Origin of the sequence: Natrarchaeobius versutus (assembly GCF_041205745.1) — an archaeon.
Lineage (GTDB): Archaea > Halobacteriota > Halobacteria > Halobacteriales > Natrialbaceae > Natrarchaeobius > Natrarchaeobius versutus.
In genome coordinates this window covers 84646-104801 of sequence record NZ_JBGFCC010000010.1, presented here as the reverse complement: position 1 = coordinate 104801, position 20156 = coordinate 84646, and the positions used below count along the sequence as shown (strand labels likewise).

The 20156-nt window shown below is 64.8% G+C and carries 21 protein-coding genes; 10 read left to right on the top strand and 11 right to left on the bottom strand.

The genetic code is table 11. From position 1 onward, the window contains the following. The first annotated feature begins 139 nt into the window (after positions 1-139). Entirely contained in the window at positions 140-1327 is a 1188-nt protein-coding gene (locus AB7C87_RS20175; protein ID WP_369731307.1) for an NAD(P)/FAD-dependent oxidoreductase, read from the top strand. Between the two features lie 167 nt (positions 1328-1494). Here the strand turns inward: AB7C87_RS20175 and AB7C87_RS20170 are convergent, their stop codons facing one another. Both AB7C87_RS20170 and AB7C87_RS20165 read right to left on the bottom strand, forming a co-directional pair. Then, positions 1495-1983, bottom strand: coding sequence for an Hsp20/alpha crystallin family protein (locus AB7C87_RS20170; RefSeq protein WP_369731306.1), 489 nt, complete (start codon positions 1981-1983; stop codon positions 1495-1497). Between the two features lie 171 nt (positions 1984-2154). After that, positions 2155-2313, bottom strand: a complete 159-nt coding sequence (locus AB7C87_RS20165; protein ID WP_369731305.1) for a DUF7559 family protein — start codon at positions 2311-2313, stop codon at positions 2155-2157. Positions 2314-2433: 120 nt separating this feature from the next. Here AB7C87_RS20165 and AB7C87_RS20160 point away from each other — a divergent pair, with 120 nt between their 5' ends. Beyond that, positions 2434-4197 carry a radical SAM protein gene (locus AB7C87_RS20160; protein WP_369731304.1) on the top strand — a complete coding sequence of 588 codons (1764 nt, stop codon included), beginning with the start codon at positions 2434-2436 and terminating at the stop codon, positions 4195-4197. 241 nt (positions 4198-4438) lie between these two features. Then, entirely contained in the window at positions 4439-4846 is a 408-nt protein-coding gene (locus tag AB7C87_RS20155; protein ID WP_369731303.1) for a TRAM domain-containing protein, read from the top strand. Between the two features lie 60 nt (positions 4847-4906). Here the strand turns inward: AB7C87_RS20155 and AB7C87_RS20150 are convergent, their stop codons facing one another. Both AB7C87_RS20150 and AB7C87_RS20145 read right to left on the bottom strand, forming a co-directional pair. Further along, positions 4907-5674: a geranylgeranylglyceryl/heptaprenylglyceryl phosphate synthase gene (locus tag AB7C87_RS20150; RefSeq protein WP_369731302.1), complete on the bottom strand. Its 768-nt coding sequence runs from the start codon at positions 5672-5674 to the stop codon at positions 4907-4909. A gap of 130 nt (positions 5675-5804) precedes the next feature. Further along, positions 5805-6614 (bottom strand): YkgJ family cysteine cluster protein, encoded by an 810-nt coding sequence (locus tag AB7C87_RS20145; protein ID WP_369731301.1) that lies wholly within the window; start codon positions 6612-6614, stop codon positions 5805-5807. Positions 6615-6808: 194 nt separating this feature from the next. Between AB7C87_RS20145 and AB7C87_RS20140 the strand changes: the two genes are divergently transcribed. Continuing rightward, positions 6809-6982 (top strand): hypothetical protein, encoded by a 174-nt coding sequence (locus AB7C87_RS20140; RefSeq protein ID WP_369731300.1) that lies wholly within the window; start codon positions 6809-6811, stop codon positions 6980-6982. A 150-nt stretch (positions 6983-7132) separates the two neighbouring features. Here the strand turns inward: AB7C87_RS20140 and AB7C87_RS20135 are convergent, their stop codons facing one another. Both AB7C87_RS20135 and AB7C87_RS20130 read right to left on the bottom strand, forming a co-directional pair. Further along, complete coding sequence (locus tag AB7C87_RS20135; protein ID WP_369731299.1) at positions 7133-7354, bottom strand: hypothetical protein; 222 nt, start codon at positions 7352-7354, stop codon at positions 7133-7135. Position 7355: 1 nt separating this feature from the next. After that, entirely contained in the window at positions 7356-8144 is a 789-nt protein-coding gene (locus tag AB7C87_RS20130) for an Lrp/AsnC family transcriptional regulator (protein ID WP_369731298.1), read from the bottom strand. A 615-nt stretch (positions 8145-8759) separates the two neighbouring features. On the opposite strand from AB7C87_RS20130, the gene trkA reads away from it, so the two are divergent. Both trkA and AB7C87_RS20120 read left to right on the top strand, forming a co-directional pair. After that, complete coding sequence (gene trkA, locus AB7C87_RS20125; RefSeq protein WP_369731297.1) at positions 8760-10094, top strand: Trk system potassium transporter TrkA; 1335 nt, start codon at positions 8760-8762, stop codon at positions 10092-10094. Beyond that, a complete protein-coding gene (locus tag AB7C87_RS20120; protein ID WP_369731296.1) occupies positions 10095-11630 on the top strand; it encodes a TrkH family potassium uptake protein in 1536 nt (511 codons plus the stop codon). A 7-nt stretch (positions 11631-11637) separates the two neighbouring features. Here AB7C87_RS20120 and AB7C87_RS20115 read toward each other — a convergent pair whose 3' ends face one another. After that, on the bottom strand, positions 11638-12438 hold the full coding sequence (locus tag AB7C87_RS20115) for an MBL fold metallo-hydrolase (protein ID WP_369731295.1): 801 nt from the start codon (positions 12436-12438) through the stop codon (positions 11638-11640). A gap of 143 nt (positions 12439-12581) precedes the next feature. Continuing rightward, a complete protein-coding gene (locus AB7C87_RS20110; protein ID WP_369731294.1) occupies positions 12582-12863 on the bottom strand; it encodes a MarR family transcriptional regulator in 282 nt (93 codons plus the stop codon). Positions 12864-13092: 229 nt separating this feature from the next. Between AB7C87_RS20110 and AB7C87_RS20105 the strand changes: the two genes are divergently transcribed. Further along, positions 13093-13800 carry a class I SAM-dependent methyltransferase gene (locus AB7C87_RS20105; protein ID WP_369731293.1) on the top strand — a complete coding sequence of 236 codons (708 nt, stop codon included), beginning with the start codon at positions 13093-13095 and terminating at the stop codon, positions 13798-13800. Positions 13801-13987: 187 nt separating this feature from the next. Continuing rightward, positions 13988-14890, top strand: coding sequence for a glycosyltransferase family 2 protein (locus AB7C87_RS20100; RefSeq protein ID WP_369731292.1), 903 nt, complete (start codon positions 13988-13990; stop codon positions 14888-14890). 20 nt (positions 14891-14910) lie between these two features. Here the strand turns inward: AB7C87_RS20100 and AB7C87_RS20095 are convergent, their stop codons facing one another. Both AB7C87_RS20095 and AB7C87_RS20090 read right to left on the bottom strand, forming a co-directional pair. Further along, positions 14911-15873, bottom strand: a complete 963-nt coding sequence (locus tag AB7C87_RS20095; RefSeq protein WP_369731291.1) for a DUF368 domain-containing protein — start codon at positions 15871-15873, stop codon at positions 14911-14913. 258 nt (positions 15874-16131) lie between these two features. Further along, the gene (locus AB7C87_RS20090; RefSeq protein WP_369731290.1) at positions 16132-16965 is read right to left on the bottom strand and encodes an amidohydrolase family protein; all 834 of its coding nucleotides are present in this window, start codon (positions 16963-16965) and stop codon (positions 16132-16134) included. Between the two features lie 189 nt (positions 16966-17154). Here AB7C87_RS20090 and thsA point away from each other — a divergent pair, with 189 nt between their 5' ends. Both thsA and AB7C87_RS20080 read left to right on the top strand, forming a co-directional pair. Then, complete coding sequence (gene thsA, locus AB7C87_RS20085) at positions 17155-18699, top strand: thermosome subunit alpha (RefSeq protein ID WP_369731435.1); 1545 nt, start codon at positions 17155-17157, stop codon at positions 18697-18699. 104 nt (positions 18700-18803) lie between these two features. Then, positions 18804-19166, top strand: coding sequence for a HalOD1 output domain-containing protein (locus tag AB7C87_RS20080; protein WP_369731289.1), 363 nt, complete (start codon positions 18804-18806; stop codon positions 19164-19166). A 6-nt stretch (positions 19167-19172) separates the two neighbouring features. Here AB7C87_RS20080 and AB7C87_RS20075 read toward each other — a convergent pair whose 3' ends face one another. Further along, positions 19173-20087, bottom strand: coding sequence for an SAM hydrolase/SAM-dependent halogenase family protein (locus AB7C87_RS20075; RefSeq protein ID WP_369731288.1), 915 nt, complete (start codon positions 20085-20087; stop codon positions 19173-19175). Positions 20088-20156 lie beyond the last annotated feature (69 nt).

Here is a 20156-nt window from a genome sequence, read left to right as displayed (position 1 = left end):
GCGAATGCTGGAACGGACCACCCAGAGGTAAGTATGATCCGAACACACGTGCCACTATGATATCGAAACGAGGTCGCGTAACGAACTCTCGGGATATCCGAACGCGAGGGCTATCTGGCGTCTCGTCGCCTGGTTCAGTATGACCGAGAACGAGGATCTCGAGGGGGAACTCGCGGTCGGCGCCGACGCCTTTACCGATCGGGGGGCGGGCTCGAGCGTCGCCGTCGTCGGCGCGGGTGCCGTCGGCGCGACGGCCGCGTACGAACTGGCCCGCGAGGGGGCGGACGTGACGCTGTTCGATCGGGGAACGGTCGCGAGTGGTGCGAGCGGACGGGCCGCGGGAATCTGTTACGACGCCTTCGCGGATCCACTCGACGCCGATCTCGCCGGCGAATCGATCGAGCGCTTCAGGGCGCTGTCGGGCGAGGAGACGTTCCCGTTCGTGGAGTGTCCGTACGTCTGGCTCGCACGCGAAGGCGACGACGAGCGCGCCGATGCCGTTCGGGAGGGTGTCGAGCGGATGCAAGAACACGGCGTCGTCGCGCTTCGAGCCGACGCCGACGCGCTCGCGGATCGCTTTCCGTCGCTTCGAACCGACGACGTCGCAGTCGCGGGGATCGCCGGCGCGGCCGGCTACACCGACCCGGCCAGGTACACGGCGTGTCTCGCGGCGGCCGCCACCGGCGCGGGCGCGACCCTCGAGACGGAGACGCCGGTCGCGGTTCGGCCCGACCCCGCACGGATCGTCGTCGACGGTGCGGAACGCGAGTTCGACGCCGTGCTCGTCGCGGCAGGTGCACACACGAAAGGCGTGCTCGCGGACGCGGGAATTTCGATCGCGATGAAACCGTATCGAGTGCAGGCGCTCGTCGCCGACGCCGACCTCACGGAACCGATGTGTTACGACGCGACGGGCGACTTCTACGTTCGCCCCCACGCGGAAGGGATTCTCGCCGGCGACGGAACCGAAGAACGCGAGGCCGATCCGGACGGCTACGATCGCGACGCGGACCCGACGTTTGCGACCGACCTGATAGAGCGGGTCGCCCACCGGTTTCCCGACGGCTCGTTCGAGCTCGAGCGAGCCTGGGCCGGGCTCTGTACGGCGACGCCGGATCGGGATCCACTGGTCGGCGAACTCGAGTCGGGACTGTACGTCGCGACCGGATTCCAGGGGGAGGGGATCATGCGCGCTCCGGCGATCGGCGCGCGGGTCGCCGAAGAGATACTCGGCGGGGACGGAATCGACGCCTACGACCCGATCCGGTTCGACGGCGACGAGGACTTCGACGTCACGGAGGGGATGACGTTCACGTTCGAGGAGTAACGAGAGTCCGCACAGACGAAACGCTGTACCGATTTGGGTCGGAACTGGTCGCGGTCGTATCGGAGCCGACGGACAGCAAACCGTCTCGTACGGATTGCTGTCACTGTTTAGCGGCGAAATCCCAGACAGACCGAGGTTTCGCCGCTACTGACTTACGGCAGTCCGTATCAGTCCTCGACCGCGACTCCGTCACCGGTGGAACTGGACGTCTCTGTGGCTCCAGAGACGCTCGGCCCGTCGACGCTCTCGGATTCGTCCGTTTCGTCGGATTCGATACGCGAAGCGCCTTTCGGAATTTCGATGCGGATCGTTCCGTTCTCCGAGAGGGTCGCGGTCCCGGCGTCCGGTTCGACGATCGCGTCGGGCGGCAGTTCGGCCTCGCCGTCGAGGGTCATCCCGCGACCGGGAAAGCGCATGCGGTACCCTTCGTGGAACTCGCGAAATCGATCGATTCGAACTCTGACGTTTCCTTCGTGGTATCGTACCTGTACGTCGTCGGGTTCGGTCCCGGGGGCGTCGAAGACGACGAGATACGACGAGTCACCCTCGAGGACGTCGACGGGAAGCGGCCGATAGTTCTGGACGTGGCCGTTCGCGCGGCCGATCTGTCGGTACAGGCTGTTGCCGACCGCGGCACCAAACTCCTCCAAACTCACATACGCTCACCTCCGGAGCGGGTGGCGTTCGTCGGCGCGACGTCGGGTGCGAGGGCGCGAGCGGATCCGAGAGACATACTCGAGTATCCCCCTACGACCCGCGCGTTCATATTGGTTTTGATGTGGGGAAATTAACGTCTGACGAGGCGGCGTGGCCGACGAGCCTTGGGCTCACAGTTCGACCGGTTCAAGAGAGTCGGTCTCGCCGCAGACCGGACACGACAGCGCCGAGACCTGGAAGTCGTCGGGAACGTCGTAGGTGTAGTGATTTTCGAACAGGTCGAGAAAACAGTCGTCGTCCGTACAGCGAATCTCCTCGGTCGGTGGCATATCCGATCCGACGGCCTCCGGGTATATCAACGCTGGGAGGACGGCGACTCGCGTCCCGCCCCGTCCCGTCCGTTCCCCGATGTAGTCACCGTTTTACCGCTCGAGGCGCTACCTCGAGCCATGACCGACCCCGAAACGCTGTCGGTGACGATCGTCGACGGCTACGTCGACGAACCCGCTCACTTCGGGGTGCCGCCGTACATTTCGACGTACCCGCGATACGCGGCGGGAGCGCTCGTGGACGCGGGCGTTCCGCGAGAGCAGATCACCTACCACACGATCGACGGCCTGCGAGACGAACAGCGCCGGTGGCGCGACGTCGACGAGGCCGACCTGCTGATCTACCTCGGCGGGATGACCGTCCCCGGCAAGTACGTCGGGGGAACGCCAGCCGAACCGGACGAGGTTCGAAAGCTCGCTTGGACGGCGAACGGGACGAGCATGATGGGTGGCCCCATCAAGTTCGGCGTCGGCGACGCCAACGAGGGAGCGACCGAGACCGAACGCCAGGATCTCGACTTCGACTTCGTCGCGAAAGGCGACGTCGAGGCCGCCGTCTACGACCTCGTCGAGAGCGGCCTCGAGGGGTTCAACGATCGGATGCGCGACGTCGACGAGGTCTCGCGGTGGGCCCAGGATGGCGCGTTCGTCGTCGAACAGCACCCGAACCATCCCGACTACCTCATCGCAGAACTCGAGACTTCCCGGGGCTGTGCCTACCGGTGTTCGTTCTGTACGGAGCCGCTGTATGGCAACCCGGAGTTCCGGCCGCCGCCGACGGTGGTCGGCGAAGTCGACGCGCTCTCGAATCACGGCGTCCGCAACTTCCGGATCGGTCGACAGGCGGATATCCTCGCCTACGGCGGCGATGGCGAGGCGCCGAACCCCGACGCACTCTCACAACTCTACAGCGGTATTCGCGAGGTTGCACCCGATCTCGAGACGCTCCATCTGGACAATATGAACCCCATCACGATCGTCGAGTGGCCGGAGCGGAGCCGCGAGGGGATCCGGATCATCGCCGAACACAACACGCCCGGCGACACGGCCGCCTTCGGCCTCGAGTCCGCCGACCCTGTCGTTCAGGAGGAAAACAACCTGAACGTCAGCGCCGAGGAGTGTTTCGAAGCGGTTCGGATCGTCAACGAGGCGGCCGGCTGGCGGCCGGCTGGACCGGGGGAACCGGATCATTCCGCCGGCGCGAGACGGGCTGAGGGAGCCACACCGACGAACGGAGGCGACGCACCGCGTCGCTTGCCCAAGCTGTTACCCGGTATCAACCTCTTACACGGGCTCAAGGGTGAACGCGAGGAGACCTACGAACGCAACCGCGAGTTCCTCGAGCGAGTCTACGAGGAGGGCTACATGCTCCGACGGATCAACATTCGACAGGTGATGTCGTTTGCCGGTACCGACATGTCCGAGACGGGTGCCGAGATCGCAAACGAGCACAAGAAGCTGTTCAAACGGTACAAACGCCGGGTTCGAGAGGAGATCGACAACCCGATGCTCGAGCGCGTCGTCCCGCCGGGGACCGTCCTGCCGGACGTCCACCTGGAGTACCACCAAGACGGGAGGACGTTCGGCCGCCAACTCGGAACGTACCCGTTGCTCGTCGGCGTCCCGGGTGAGCGCGAACTCGGGCGAACGATCGACGTCGCGGTCGTCGATCACGGCTATCGCTCGGTGACCGGGGTCCCCCACCCACTCGACCTCAACGCCGCCTCGCTCGACGAGCTAACGGCGATCCCCGGCGTCGGCGACCGGACGGCCGGTGACGTCGTCGTCAACCGTCCGTACGACTCGGTGGCGGACGCCGGTCTCGATCTCGAGGTCGATCTCTCGCGGTTCGCGACGGTTCACCAGTCCGGTCGAGCCGACTGACTCGATTACTGACGGGGACGAATCCGTTCCCTGCTCGAGATGGTTCCGTTCCTTCTTCGGGGTGGTGGCTGTATCACGGCCGTCATCTCTCGACTGCTCGAATCGACGGTCGATATCGAAACGGCGGTGCGTACGGCAGGTGAACAGCGGCGCCGAAACGGCGGAATCTCGGTCGGCGACTGTCGATCGGTCGGTAGTTCTATTACGGAGGGGGATCTGAGAAGATATTGAGGGTCTACCTGTGGAAATATCTGAAAAACTCCTGTGTCTGTTCAGTACGGAGGTCACGGCTGAGGAGGATCGGTACGTTATCGAGGTACCACGTCAGGAAGTCGAAACTGGCGACATCGATCCGGGGGAGGTCTACCGCGTCGCACTCATTTCTCGAGCGGAGGACGGTGCCGACGAATCGTCGTCGGCGACGAGCCCACCGAGTGCGCCGTCGGAGCCACAGCCGCCGGTCGACGTCGGAGAGACGCGGTACGTCGAGATCGAAGACATCGGCAAGCAGGGAGACGGAATCGCCCGCGTCGAACGGGGGTACGTCATCATCGTCCCCGGCGCCGAAGTCGGCGAGCGCGTCAAGATCGAAGTCACCGAAGTCAAGTCGAACTTCGCCGTCGGCGAGATCATCGAAGAAACGTTTTAAAACCAGTTTTTGCGTCCGGGAGAACGACACACGCCGCGTGTCGTCCCTTCGATTCCGAGCCTACTGGCTCGGAATCGTCTCGCGGAACGTCTCCGGATCGTCGTGGAAACAGTCACCGACGACGATCGCGTCCGCGCCGGCCTCGAGAATCTCCGCGGCTCTGTCGGCGCTGTCGATCCCGCCGCCGTACAGAAGCGTCGTTTCCTCGAGGTAGCGTGAGGCCGCTTCGACGTCCGCGGGTCCGCCGTAGGTGCCGGAGTACTCCACGTAGAAGATCGGGAAGCCGTAGAACGTCTCCGTCGCGAGCGCCGCACCGGCGACCTGTTCGGGCGTCCACTTCGACTCGACGCCAGCGCGGTCGGCCGCCGCCGACTCGAGGTGCTGGACGACGTACCCCTCCCCGAACAGCTTCGAGGCGAGATCCGAGACCGCGTCGGCGCCTTTCGACGCGAGGAGATCGCCGACGACCGGCACGCTCGAGCCGACGACCTCGTCCGGTTTGCGGCCGATTTCGGTGAACAGGTCGACGTGTTTGCCGACGAAGTGTTCCCGATCGCCGTTGTAGACGGCGGGGATCGCGAGCGCGTCGACGGCGTCGATCGTCTCTCGGGAGACGTGATCGTCGCTATCCGGCTCCTGACACACCGGTACCGACGGCAGGTGGGCGTCGACCGCCCGGATCGCCTCGAGCGTGTTCGACTCGGTGACGCCGTCGGAGCCGCCAACGAGGACCAGATCGGTTCCCTCGAGTACCTCGAGATCCGAGGGAAGCTCCTTGGCCGGGTCGACTTTCGTCACGTGAGTGATCGAATTCCAGTCGATGTCCATGATCGACGTTCGGAGAACCGGGTTAATTTCCTATCGGTCCGATACCGGCGACGCCTGGATCGCTCCAACGTCGACGATCGGGCCGCTCAAACGCTGACGACCGGATCGATTGGCCACAGGAATCGACGACTCATCGCTCGAGCGGCGTGCCGTCGGCCCGCTTTGCCCCCTCGGAGTCGTGGACGACGATCTCACCAGGGTTGGGGTTGGCCGGTTCGTAGGCGTCCCGGAGGGCGATCGCCTCCTCGCGTTCGCGGATCGCTCGCCCTTTTAACGCTCGTGCGAGATCCTCGGCGTCCGCTCGGGGGATCTCGCGGCCGAGTCCCTCACACTCGTGGGTGCGGACGACGCCCTCCTCGTCGGCCGGTTCGCCCATCGACTGGCCCTCCTCGGCGAGATCACTCTCCGAGGCATCCGCCGACTGTTCGCTCGAATCCCCGTCGAGGGCGACGCTGAACGGATACGTTCGACAGATCAGCGGCCGATCGTCGTGGACGGCACAGGCGCCGACGCCCGCATCGGCTTCCTCGTAAAACGTACAGTCACCACAGCCGTCGGTCCGGAGCGCCCACTCGAGCGTTTCGCCCTCGAGGCCGTCTTCGCCCTCGGCGAGTCCGTACGGCATGGGTCTGGCGACGTCTCGCCACTCGCGGTCGGCGCTCGAGGCGGTTCCGAGGTCGGCGCCACTGGCGTTCGACGTTCCGCCGTTGCGGTCCGCAAGCGTCGACTTCGCCACTTCGCCATCCGCTGGCGATTCACTGTCGTCGACGAGGATCCGGATCTCGTCGGGGAACACCGTCGCGGTGTGTTCGTCCTCGCCGTGGCCCGTACAACAGTCGCCACAGCGGGTACACTCGAAGCCGATGGACTCGATCGCGTCCGCGAGGTCGGTGACCGAGAGCGAGCGGGCGTCGGCGAGTTCGGCCTCGAGCGATCGCACGCGAGGCGGTAGGGCACGGACGCGCAAAAGGCGGTCGATCGCGTTCGCGGACTCGACTGCGGGCCGCCGTCGATGTGGAACCGTTGTCGACGCAGAACCACCGTCGATGTGGAACCGCCGTCCGCGAATCGGGCGCTCGAGTCCGACGTTTGGCGTCGGAGTACGTTACTGTGTGTGTCGGGATACGTTCGAGTATGGACGCCTCCTCGCTACGCGTGCGGTACCACTTCGTCGGGACGGTGATCGTCGTACTCGTCGTCGGCGCGTACCAGTACTGGCAGAGCGGAATCGACCCGGGATTTCTCGCCGGCGTCGCGGGTATCTACTTCGTTCTCTCGCTCGCGATCGATTTCGCACAGAATCGATAACGTCGGTTCACGACCGTCGTTCTCACTCTACAGGACGGCCACGCTGATCTCCCGCTCGACGACGCCGCTGAGACGGACCGCCGTCGGTCAGTTCCGGCCCAACCCAGGACGGACGCGGTCGTGTCGGTACGTCGTTTACAGCAGACCGTATCAGGAATCCTCGTCCGCGACCTCGTCCGCGACCTCGTCCTCGTCGGTCGAGTCGTCGGGAAACTCGTAGGTCGCGATCTCCGTCGAGTCACAGACCGGACACTGTTCGACGGCCTCGTCGAACTTCGATCCGCAGTGGCGACACTCGTGGAGTACCGCGTCCTCGTTCGGCGCGTCGTCTTCTCGCTGGAGGAACTCGGGAATGAGTCTGTCGACGGGCATCTCAATCGGCCCGGGAACTCGGCTCCCCGTTCGGAACCTGGAACCCCTCGAGTGTGGGTTCGTCGGTTCCGTCGGGCGAGAACACCGTGACGACGTCGTGGGGTCGGATCTCGGTGTCGCCGTGTGGGGTGATGACGGCGTCGTCGCGTTCGATCGCGACGACCAGCGTTTCGTCCGCGAGCGTTCCGTCCACGGCGGCCTCCTCGAGCGTTTTCCCGGCGATCGGAGCCTCCTCGTAGACGGTCACCTCGACGATGTCCGCGCCGCCGGTGAGGCTGATGTAGTCCGCAAGCGGCTCGAGCCGGCGGCCGTCGGCCGGGCCGTACGGCGTGTACGGAAAGTCGTGTTCGTTCTGGAGGAGAAACTCGTCTTCGATCTCGACTTCCAGGTTCTCGAGTTCACGGCCGATTCGTCGAAGGTCGCTCGTGTCGGTGCCGACGGCCAGGACGTGGAGGTTCATCCGGCCGCCCATTAGCTCCCGGACGTTGATGATGCCGGGGATCGTCCCGATCTTGCGGGCGACGCCCTCGACGTCGCCGAAGGGTGCGTGACACAGAAAGAGGTTCATCAGCGAGCCGTCGGCGTGTTCGAAGTCGACGGTCGCGTGATACCCCTCGATGATGCCGTGTTCCTCGAGTTGTGCAATTCGGTTGCGGATCGTCGCCCCGGAGACGCTCACCTCCTCGGCGATCGCCGGAGCGGACGTGTTCCGAGCGTCGGCCATCAGCGCGTAGACGATTCGCCGATCGATCTCGTCGAGCCGATAGCTTCCGCCGCTTCCATCGCCCATACATCCCACTCCGTAATCACGGAATATATACCTGTGGTAGTACTTATTCCGCAGATATACGGTGTGATATTCTCGGATCGAAAACGACCGTGGGGGTTCACGAGAGTTTCGCCGTACGCTGGCGAGGGGGCGAACGACGAATCCACTCGGTACGAAGGAGGGCACATCCATCGTCAGCGAACGACGGGACGTTCGTCGGCGGATCGATCACGAATCGGTTGTCTATCCCTGCATCGAGTAGCGTTTCGCAATTCAAACCCAGGTTCGTTTCCCTTTCGAAAATCCAGTCGGTGGATTTATAGATGTGACTGCGATATACGACCGGTATGAATCGTTGCGGCGGTCACGGAGTCGGCGAATCTGGCCGCGTTCGCCGTCGCGCTCGTAGCGCCATCGCTGTCGGAATCGTGGACCGAGACGCCGACAGCCGGTGTGGGGTGGAGTCAGACTCAGTCGTCGGCTCTGTCCAACCGCTGTGGCGGTGGATGCCCGGACTGTTTTCGTTCCAACCAGCAATGAATTCTACCAGCCCACAGCAAGCAGATATCCGGCGACGAGAGTAACACTATGTTTCCAAACGCGTTAGGGTCGAACCGAACGAGTGGGGCGGAATCGATGCGTGTAATCATTGTCGGTGCGGGTGCCGTCGGTCGAGCGATCGCGGCCAACCTCGAGGATTCCCACGACGTCGTCGTGATCGACCCGGACGGCGACGTCGTCGAAGAACTCACCTACTCGCTCGACGTACTCGCCGTTCGCGGCGATGGTACCGAACTCGGGACCTTACGGGAAGCCGGCGTCGAACGGGCCGATCTCGTCATCGCATCGACCGACAGCGACGAGACGAACGTCGTCGTCTGTGGCGCCGCGAAAGCCGCAAGCGACGCGTTCACCATCGCCCGCGTCAGGCGACGGACTCTGCTCGAGACCTGGGAGGGATCCCACGGCGCGTTCGGGGTCGATTTCATGGTCTGTACCGACCTGCTGACCGCACGCGCGATCTTTCGCATCGCCGGATTGCCGGCGGCACACGACGTCGACATGTTCGTCGGCGGCCTCGTGCGGATGGCCGAGTTCGAAATCGGACCCGAGAGCCCGGTCGCGGGCACGATCGTCGCCGACGCCGATCGGTGGGACTCGTTGACGTTCGCGGGAATCTTCCGGGGTGACGAGATGATCGTCGCCAGCGGCGACACCGAACTCCGCGCGGGCGATCGGGTCGTCGTCATCGGTAGCCCACATTCGGTCACGGACTTCAGTACGGACATCGTCACGCCCGATACGGAGAGCCCGGACGAGGTGGTCGTCGTCGGCGCCAGCGAGATCGGGTTCCAGACCGTCCGTGAGTTCGAAGAACACGGCTACAGTCCGCGATTGATCGAACGGGATCCGGATCGTGCCCGCGAGTGCGCCGAGGCGCTTCCAAACACGATGGTGCTCCAGAGCGACGGCACCGACGCCGAGTTTCTCGCTCGAGAACACGTCGACGAGGCCGACGTCGTCGTCGCCGCACTCGATGGCGACGAGAAGAACCTGCTCGTCTCGTTGCTCGCCGGCCGGATCGGCGTCGATCGAACCGTCGCCGTCATCGAGAACTTAGAGTACGCCGACCTCTTCGAGACGGTCGGAATCGACGTCTCGATCAACCCGCGCGAGGAGACCGCCGAAGAGATCGTCCGCTTTACGCGAGCCGATCACACCGAGAAGATCGCGATGCTCGAACACGATCGTGCCGAGGTGATCGAGATCGAAGTCGGCCCCGACAGCGCACTCACCGGCGGCCGGATCGTCGATGTAACCGACCGGCTCCCCTCGGGCGTCGTAATCGGCGCGATCTCGCGAGGCGGCGAGCTGATCACGCCCCGCGGGGGAACGATCGTCGAGCCCGGCGATCACGTCGTCTGTTTCGTCGACGGCTCCGTCCTCGAGGAGGTTCTCGAGGTAATCTGAATGCGTCGGCGCCTCCACGTCGACTGGCGGGACGGCCTGAGCCTGGTCGGGACGATTCTCGCGGCCCTCTCGCTTGCGTTCGTGGTTCCGATCGTCGTTGCGCTCGCCTACGGCGGCGAGGACCTCTGGGTGTTCGTTGTAAGCATGGTCGTGACCGCCGGGTTCGGCCTCTCGCTTCGGCGACTCGAGCCGGAACCGGATCCGGGTGCCCGCGAGGCGTTTCTCGTCGTCGCGCTCACCTGGCTGTTCGCGGCCGTCTTCGGCGCGTTACCGTACGTTCTCGCGGGGAACGGGGCGGTCGCCCATCCCGTCAACGCCCTCTTCGAGAGCATGAGCGGCTTTACGACGACGGGGGCGACGGTCATGCACGACATCTCTTTCGACACCCATTCGCGGGCGATCATGATGTGGCGTCAACTCACCCAGTGGCTCGGCGGGATGGGGATCATCGTTCTCGCGGTCGCGATCCTTTCCCAGATGGCCGTCGGTGGGGCGCAACTCATGGAAGCCGAGACCCCCGGCCCCGGCGTCTCGAAGCTGACGCCACACATCGCGGAGACCGCCCGCGTGCTCTGGCTCGCGTACCTCTTCTTTACGGTCCTCTACGTGGCGTTGCTGTACGGACTCCATCTCGCGGGCTACGCGCCGAACATGGACCTCTACAACGCGATCGCCCACGGGTTTACGACGCTCCCGACCGGCGGATTCTCCCCGGAGGCCCGCAGTATCGAGGCGTTTTCGCCGATTGTCCAGTGGCTTGTCGTCCCGTTCATGTTCGTCGCCGGAGTGAACTTCGTCCTGTGGTGGCACGTGATCTCCGGTGATCCGTGGGCTCTGCTCCGGGACAACGAGTTTCGGCTGTACCTCGGCGCGGTTACGACCCTGTCGATCGTCGGCGCGGCGATGCTGTTTTTCTCCGCACTCGAGACGCCCGAAACTGGCGCTATTGGCGGAAATATCGAGCGCTCGGCCCGCTACGCCACCTTCCAGATCGCCTCGCTGGTCAACTCTACCGGTTACGCGAACGCGGATTTCGCGGAGTGGAGCGGTCCAATGAAGGGGCTCTTGCTGTTCGCGATGTTCATCGGCGGCTCCACCGGCTCGACCGGCGGCGGGATCAAGGTACTGCGGTGGCTGGTGATCTTGAAGTCGTTGCGACGCGAGGTGTTCACGACCATCCATCCGGAAGCGGTTCGCCCGGTTCGGATGAACGGCCAGGTGCTCGACGAGGATGCAGTCCGCGGGATATACGCGTTCACCCTGCTCTACCTCGTCATCTTCTTCGTCGGGATCGCTCTGCTCGCCGTCGACGCGGCCCGGGTCGGCCTCGAACTCGAGTTGATCGACGTCGTAAGCGCCTCCATCGCGACTCTCGGGAACATCGGGCCGGGGCTGGGGGAGGTCACCGGTCCGATGGGCGGCTACGAATCGTTCCCGACGAGTTCGAAGCTCCTGATGATCCTCTATATGTGGATCGGGCGCCTCGAGATCTTCCCGGTACTCGTCTTGCTCACGCAAGCGTACTGGCGGTCGTGAGGCCGGTTCACGACGTTTCTGACGGCCGACTCGGTCTCGCCTGCGTTCCGTCCCACTCGAGACGGCCCTCCACGTCGAGCTTTTCGAGGTGACAGACGACCGTCGCCTCGGCGAGGTCGCGAACGCCGCTTACGTCCTTCTCGTAGGCCGTCTCGAGGATCTCCTCGAGCGTGCGCGAGCCGGAGTCGACGGCCGCGAGAACGCGCCGTTCCCGTCGGGCGCGGTGTTCGAGCAGTCGCTCGAGGGTCTCTCGGGGCGTCTCGACGGCGGGACCGTGACCGGGGTACAGCGTTGGCGGATCGATCGTCCATAGGCGTCGGAGAGTCTCTACGTACGCGCGCATGTCTCCGTCGGGCGCGGCGACGGCGACGCTCCCGTCACGGACGGCACAGTCACCACAGCAGATCGGTCCGTTCCGTCCGGCCTCGAGGGCGACGTGGTCCGGTGCGTGTCCGGCGGCCTCGAGGACGCGGACGGTGTCGTCGCCGAGCGTGATCGACGCTTCGGGCGAGAGCGTCCGATCCGGCGTGCGTCCGGTTGCATCCTGGAACCGGTCGACGTGGCCGCGTCTGGCCCAGACGGTCGCACCCGTTTCAGTGGCGTATACGTCGACCGCGCCGACGTGGTCGGCGTGGGTGTGGGTGAGGAGGACGTGTTCGACGCCGCGTTCGGCGACGGCTCGATCGAGTTCGTCCGTCCGTCCCGCGGGGTCGACGAGCATCGCCGGATCGCTCCCCACGAGATAGGCGTTGGTCGATCCCGTCGGCACGCGGGATTCGGTCTCGACGGGGTGGCGAGTAACGTCCATACCCCCTCACAGGTCCGGGGGAAAAAGTGCGTATCGAGATCCGATACGGGCTGTTACAACGAGTTACCGGCACAACCGCGGCCCTGGCGGCAGTTGCGCCGGTAATGACTGCCAGTAACCCGTCTGAAGCGACGACGACGCGCCTACCGCCTGAGGAAGTAGACCTGTTTGCGTGCGTCGCGGAAGCTGTAGCGCGAGCCGACGAGTTCGACGTCCTCGAGCCTGTTGAGTGCGTAGCGGACGGTCCGGTCCGGGAGCAACGACTCCTCGGCGAGTTGACCCTGCGAGAGTGGCGAGTCGGTCTCGAGAACCTTCGCGACGAGTTTCGCGCTCGGGGGGAGTTCGCGGAGTCGGTCGAGGTACTCGTCTTCGGGAAGCGGTTCTTCTGCGGCACCGATCCTGTCTTCGGCTGTACTCGTGCTCATACCCACTTCAGTGAAACAGTCAATGGTAAAGATTCCCTATATGCAAATACGAACAATCCAGTTTGTAATAGGTGTATGAATGGTGTATTAACTCAGAATCAAAACTTCGCTCGACTCGGGCTCGAGCGGCCGGCGGCGGCGCTCGGACGATCCGTCGGCGCCGACCAACCGGCGTCGTCGACCGACTCCAGTATCGTTTTATCCCCACGCTCGTGTAGTTGTGCCCAGTGTGAAAGGACAGGAGTGGTACCAGGCCGACGACGTCGCCGAGGAGTACGACGACAAACGCTTCTCGCGCGGTGGGCAGCTGATCGACCGCCGCGAAAAGGAGGCGGTCCTCGAGGCGATCACGCCGGTCGAGGATCGTCGAATCCTCGAGATCGCCTGTGGTACCGGGCGGTTTACGGTGATGCTCGCGGAGGCCGGCGCGGACGTCGTAGGACTGGACATTTCGGCGGCGATGTTACAGCAGGGACGATCGAAATCGCAGAACGCGGAGCTGTCGGGAACCCTCGAGTTCCTTCGGGGCGACGCGGGGCGACTGCCGTTTCCCGACGATCACTTCGACACCGTCATCGCGATGCGATTTTTCCACCTTGCAGACGATCCGGAGGCGTTTCTGCGGGAGATGCGTCGCGTCTCGCGCGAGCAGATCGTCTTCGACACGTTCAACCGGTTCAGTGCCCGGAGCGTCTACAACTGGGCGTTGCCGATGGGATCGCGACTCTACTCGAAGAGTGAGGTTTCGACGTTGCTCGCGAAGACGAACCTGACGCTAGTCGACGTCGAGGACGATTTCCTCGTTCCCTACGGGGCCTACCGGTCGATCCCGAACTCGCTTGCGTCTCCGATTCGAACGCTCGATACGGCCGTCGGTGGCAACCCGGTCACGGACCACTTCGCGTCCGTCTCCTACTGGAACACCCGACTTCGGTGACGGATTCGCAAGCTGTCCCGATTTACCGATGTGACCGCAGGACGGACCGCAATCGCGGCGGAAATGACCGACAGAAGACCGTACGGTGCGGTCCTCGACCTGGGGGCACCCGTCTCGATTCCAACGGCTCTCGCGATCACGGAGGAACCCACCTGCTTTTTACCGTTCGGGGAGCCTATGGTGCTGTATGGAGCTCTCGGTAGTGGTCTCGACGCTGAACGACCGAGAGCAGTTACTGTCCTGTCTCGACGCCCTCGCCGAGCGAACGCCGGACTCGAGCGAGGTGATCGTCGTCAACGGCCCGTCTTCGGACGGGACGACCGGCGTCGTTCGCGAGCGAGCCGACGTCGACGTTCTGGTCGAGATCTCCGAGCGAAACCCGAACGTTTCGCGAAACGCGGGTCTCGGCGTCGCCGACGGCGACGTCGTCGCCTTCCTCGACGGTGAGTATACCGTCGAGCCGGGGTGGTACGATGCGATCGAACGGTCACTCGAGACCGGATCGGACGTCGTTGCCGGGCCGATCACCGGCGAAACTCCAGCCGAGCGTGACCCACACACGCCTCGCTCCGTCGCCGGTCGGCGCGTTTTCGCGTTCGACGCCGACAACGTCGCGTTCGACCGGACCGTCCTCTCGGCGCTCGACGGCTTCGACGAGTATCTCGAGGTCGACGGCGAACGCGACTGTGCACACCGCATCGCCGGACTCGGATTCGACGTCGCCTGGAGCGCCGAGATGGCGGTCCAGAGCGAGTTCGGGGCCGATGGCGGGACGCCCGAACCGGAGTGGGGAACGCGGTATCGTTCGATCGCCTACCGACTCTCGAAGAACTACGGGCCGCGACCGGGCGTCCTCGGACGAACCGCGTTTCGGGCGGCTCGCGACGGTCTCTCCGGAATTCGCCGGGTTGTCTCCGGTGAGGTGACGCCGACCGACTGGTTCTCCGACGGCGTCGACGTCGTCGCCAACGCCGCCGCGGGCAACCGTGACGGACTCCGCGCTCGATACTCGGATCGGTCGGCCCGCCGAAACCCGAACGGCCTCTCGTCCAGACACGATCGGGCGGTCAGGGTGTACGACCGTCGCTGACGACTCGCGGCAGTCGACGCCTATTCGGGGTCGAAGCCGCCGGCCAACGCGTCGAGGCCAAAGAGGACGACTGCACCGACGAGCGCCCAGGTCGCGGTCGACGCCACGACGCTCGTCGTCCAGGCGTGTGTCTCCGCGATATTGTAAAGCGGCGCGGGAATCGAGCCGGCGACCAGCCCGACGAGAAAGAGCAACGTCAGGTCGCGACGACGCTCTAACGCTCGGCGGACGACCCTCGCGATCGTCAGGAGGCCGACGAACCCCCCGACGACGAACAGTACGACGGTCGTCCCCGGGTCGAGGACCGCGTCGACCGTTCCACCTCCCGAAACGAGGCGTCCGAGCGCCTCGAGAAACGCGGTCAGTTCCGCCGAGAGAAACTCGTACTGACCGATCAGGATCAGGATCAACGCGCCGGAGACGCCGGGGAGGATCATGGCGCTGATCGCGAGCGCGCCGGCCAACAGAATCAACAGCGGACCGCTTCCCGGGAGTTGGATCACGTTGCTCGCGACGAGCAACGCGAGTCCGGTACCTGCCGCGGCGGCGAGGACGTGTTCGGCCGACGCGAACTCGAGGCTTCGAAAGAGCACGACCGCCGAGGCGGCGATCAAGCCGGTGAAAAAGCCGTATAGGAGAACGGGGTGAGAGTTCGCCAGCGCGGAGACGGCGCCCGCGATCAGGGCGACGGCGGTCACCATCCCGACGCCGAGTGGGAGCAGAAACTCGAGGTCCATCTCGACGAGCGCTTCCCGCGCCTGTGGCCGCTGGGCGGGATCGTATCCCCGGAGGACGGCACCGGCGCGACCGGGTGTGAGTGCGGTGATGGCGGCGATCAGCCGGCCGTAGAAGCCGAGCAGGAGGGCGACGGTCCCGCCGGAGACGCCTGGAAGCGCGTCGGCCGTCCCCATACAGAGGCCGTAGCCGTAGACGCGTAAGATCTCGAGTCGGTCGACGGTCCACTGTGGCAAGGGATAGCCCATGGTGGTTACTCCTCGATCGGTCGCCGGTGGCCTACCGGGAGACGATCCGTCCAACTCGCGTGCATATCTCGACAATCTCGACGGACTCGCATAAACTACCTCGTTTCCTGCACGAACCGAAGATCCGACGTGTGGCTCCTCGAGTGACGTGTGAGGGTGATTTGCGACCTGTGTCACGGGGTTTTCCGTCGCTCGGCGTCGATACCGTCGGTTATTCGACGTCGATACCGCTGTCACTCGGTGTCGCGGTCCTGTCGTTCAGTGTCGCAGTTCCGATTCGGGCCCGAGCGCGTCGACGACGCGGCAGACGTTTTTCGAGAACGCCCGCCAGAGTTTGTCCTCGGAGACGTCGAGGGTCAGGATCTCCATCAGCGCGACGTCGGGGTGACAAAACGGGGCGCCGCTCCCGAAGAGCACGCGATCCGGGTGTTCGAGTAGCGCCCGCTCGAGTATGTCCCGGTGGCGAACGAAACTCGTCTCCAGATAGCAGTCGTCGTACTCCCCGAGTAAGTCGATCATCTCGTGCATGAGCGATCGCTCGAGGGGGTGGCCGCCGAAGTGAGCGACGATGACGGGAAACGAGTGCCCGAGGACGGTTTCGGCGAGGACGTCGGGCGGGGCCTCGACGCCGCCGCGGACGATCAGGGGGAGTCCGACGTCGTCGAGTACCGCGAGCAGATCTTCGTCGGGATAATCGTCGACGGTCGGATCCAGGACGAAGCCGTGAAAGCGGTCGTCGTAGGCGTAGCGTTCGACGTCGCTCGGAGTCGTGTGAAAATCTTTCCGGCGACTGACGGCGTTGTGGAGCCGTCCAGCGGCGTTTCGCTCGGATCGTTTCGTTCCGTTGATCCGGGCGAACGCGACGAAGGGCCGATCGACGCTGTGCCGTGCGACGCCGTTGTTCGGCCCAACGTAGCTCGTCTCCGACGTCGCCGGCGCGAAGACGACCGATCTGGTGATTCCCGCCTGATGCATCTCCCGCTCGAGCCGATCCGGTGAGATTGTCGGCCCTCGGGCATCCCCATCACTCGGTCCCGGCGTGAGTCGAGCGTAGACGTCGACGACCCGAAACCCGTGTTCCAGCTCCAGCATCCCACGGGTACGTTCCGCGTCGATCCATATTTTGCTACCGGCTTCGCGATCGGACTCGCGTGCCGGTGGTTCACACGGCAATCGCCAGAGGGAGTGGCATCGGTAGGGAAATACTTATATAGAAGTGCTGACGACAATGTTAGTGAGGATTCAACGATGGCACAACAGCGACGCATGGGCGGACAGCCTATGTTCATTCTGAGCGAGGACAGTCAGCGAACCCAGGGGCGAGACGCCCAGTCGTCGAACATCATGGCCGGCAAGGCCGTCGCCGAGTCCGTACGGACCACACTTGGTCCCCGCGGAATGGACAAGATGCTCGTCGATTCGGGTGGCGAAGTCGTCATTACGAACGACGGCGCGACCATCCTCGAGGAGATGGATATCGAACACCCGGCGGCCCAGATGATCGTCGAAGTCGCCGAGTCCCAGGAGGAAGAAGTCGGCGACGGGACGACCACCGCGGCCGTCGTCTCCGGTAACTTACTCGGCGAGGCCGAGGACCTGATCGAACAGGACGTCCACGCGACGACGATCGTCGAGGGCTACCACGAGGCGGCCCAGATCGCCCTCGAGGCGATCGACGAGCAGGTCCAGGAGGCAGAGGTCGACGACGAGATCCTGAAGCAGGTCGCCGAATCGAGCATGACCGGCAAGGGAACCGGCGGACTCACCGCGGAATCGCTGGCCGAGACGGTGGTCGAGGCCGTCCGCCACGTCGACGCGGAAGACGGTGTCGCCCGCGACAACGTCGCCGTCCACACCCAGGTCGGCGCCTCCTCGAACGCGACGGAACTCGTCCCGGGGATCGTCCTCGACGAGGACCCCGCCCACGAGGAGATGCCAGGCGAGGTCGCAGATGCCTCCATCGCCGTCCTCGACGTCGAACTCGAGGTCCAGACCGGCGAGATCGACGCCGAGTATGCGATCGACTCCATCGATCAACTCAACGCCGCGATCGACGCCGAGGAGGGCGAACTTCAGGGCTACGCCGAGGCGATCGCCGAAAGCGGTGCGGACGTCGTCTTCACCACCGACGGCGTCGACGACCGCGTGAGTTCGGCACTCGCAAGCGAGGGAGTCTTGCTGTTCGACGACCTCACGAGTTCGGACGCCAAAGACGTCGTCTCCGCGACGGGTGCACGCCGCGTCGGCGCGCTCGACGACCTCGAGGAAAGCGACTTCGGCGAGGCCGACCTGATCCGAACCGAGAACTTCGGCGACGACGACCTCGCGTTCATCGAGGGCGGCGCGGCCGCCGAGGCCGTCACCGTCTTCGTCCGCGGCGGCACCGAACACGTCGTCGACGAACTCGAGCGTGCGATCGGTGACGCCTTAGACGTCGTCGCGACCGCACTCGACTCCGGCGAGGTCGTCCCCGGCGCCGGCGCGACCGAGATCGCGATTGCAGACAAGGTCCGTCAGGAAGCGGCCGGAATCGAGGGCCGCAAACAGCTCGCCGTGACGGCGTTCGCCGACGCACTCGACATCGTTCCGCGGACACTCGCCGCCAACACCGGCCAGGACCCAATCGACGCGCTCGTGGACCTTCGTGCCGCCCACGAGTCCGAGGGCCGCGCCGGACTAATCACGAACGGCGAGGAGGTCACCATCGACGATCCGTTCGAGTACGGCGTCGTCGACCCGGCCGACGTCAAGCGTGAGGCCGTCGAGAGCGCGACGGAAGCCGCGACGATGATCGTCCGCATCGACGACGTCATCGCCGCCGAATAACTGCTTTCGTCCGGATTTCTTTCGCTCGTCGTTCCGCCGTTCGTCGATTTGCCGTCTATCCGGCCGACAATGTTATCTGTTAACACGTCTGATTTTTGAACGTGATGTCCGGGAAATCACTGCCAGACCGACTGACTACGGTCGACGATGCCGGACGGACGATCTACTACGACGAGGGTCGACGGACGTATCATACCTGGTGTGACCAGGACGAGTACGAGCCCGTTAGCTCGGCACTCATCGAGGCGATGGCGTCACTTCGGGACGTTGCACCGACCGACCTCGAGACGCTTTCCGGACGCGTCGACTCCGACGCGTTGAACGAAATGGTCGCCCACTGGCAGGCCGATCGCGCCGAACCCGTCGGCGCTTCGATCAGGTTTGGGTTCGCCGGCTGTCGTGTCACCGTCTGGGCCGACGGCGAAATCGTGATCGACCCCGGATCGAGCGACCTCGCCACGAACTGATACCCATTACCGGTCTGGATACGAATCCGCGGACTCCAGGACGACGCCGTCGCCGACCTCGAGCCCGAACGCGTCGTCTCCCCGCCCCCGATTGACGTCGAGTTCGACGTAGCCGTGGCTCCCGACGGTTGCCAGCCGGTCGCCAACCGGGACGGCCGCGAACGTCTGGCCGACCGGAACCGATTCGCCGTTCGCGAGCAGTCGCGACCGATTCTCGAGAAAGTCACCGGGGACGTTCGTGACGACGTTCCCGAAGCCGTCGACGACGAGGACCGCTCCGCTCGCACGGTCGTCGTCGACCGTCGCCTCCGGCAGTCGGAGATCGACGAACTCGTCGGTCGACTCGAGAAACGAAAGCGACCCGAGCGAGTCGACGCCGACCTCGTGGACGTCGGCCGCCGCCGGTGCGAACACGTCTCGGCCGTGAAACGTGTTGCTCACGGGGCCGTCGGAATCGTCGATTCTCTCCCGCTCGTTCCCACGATCGACCCCGACTTTCTCCCGCTCGTTCTTCCGATCGATTTTGGCTCTTCCGCGCTCGTTCTCATCGCTCGAGCGAGCGTGGGCGGGCACGACCGACTCGAGGGCCGACTCGTCGATCACGTACGTCTCGATCCGATCGTCGGCGAGTCGTCGGGATGCCGGGACGAGGACCCCGTTGTCCGGTCCGACGAGTGCGTGCTCGCCGGCGCGAACGACGATCGCGTCGCGGTCGGTTCCGACGCCGGGGTCGACGACGACGAGGTGGGTCGCCGGCGGAAAGTACGGAAGCACCTCCCGGAGCCAGAACGCGGCGGTTCGGACGTCCTGTCGCGGGAAGTCGTGGGCGACGTCGACCAGTTGCGCCGCCGTTCGTCCGAGAATCACTCCCTTCATCGCCGCCGGATACGGTGTCCCGAAGTCGGAAGCCAGCGTGATCATACCCCTCGTAGGCGGCCGACCGAAAAAATCGATGCGCCTCGAGCCGTCGCGTCGGGGATTCTCGTTTTG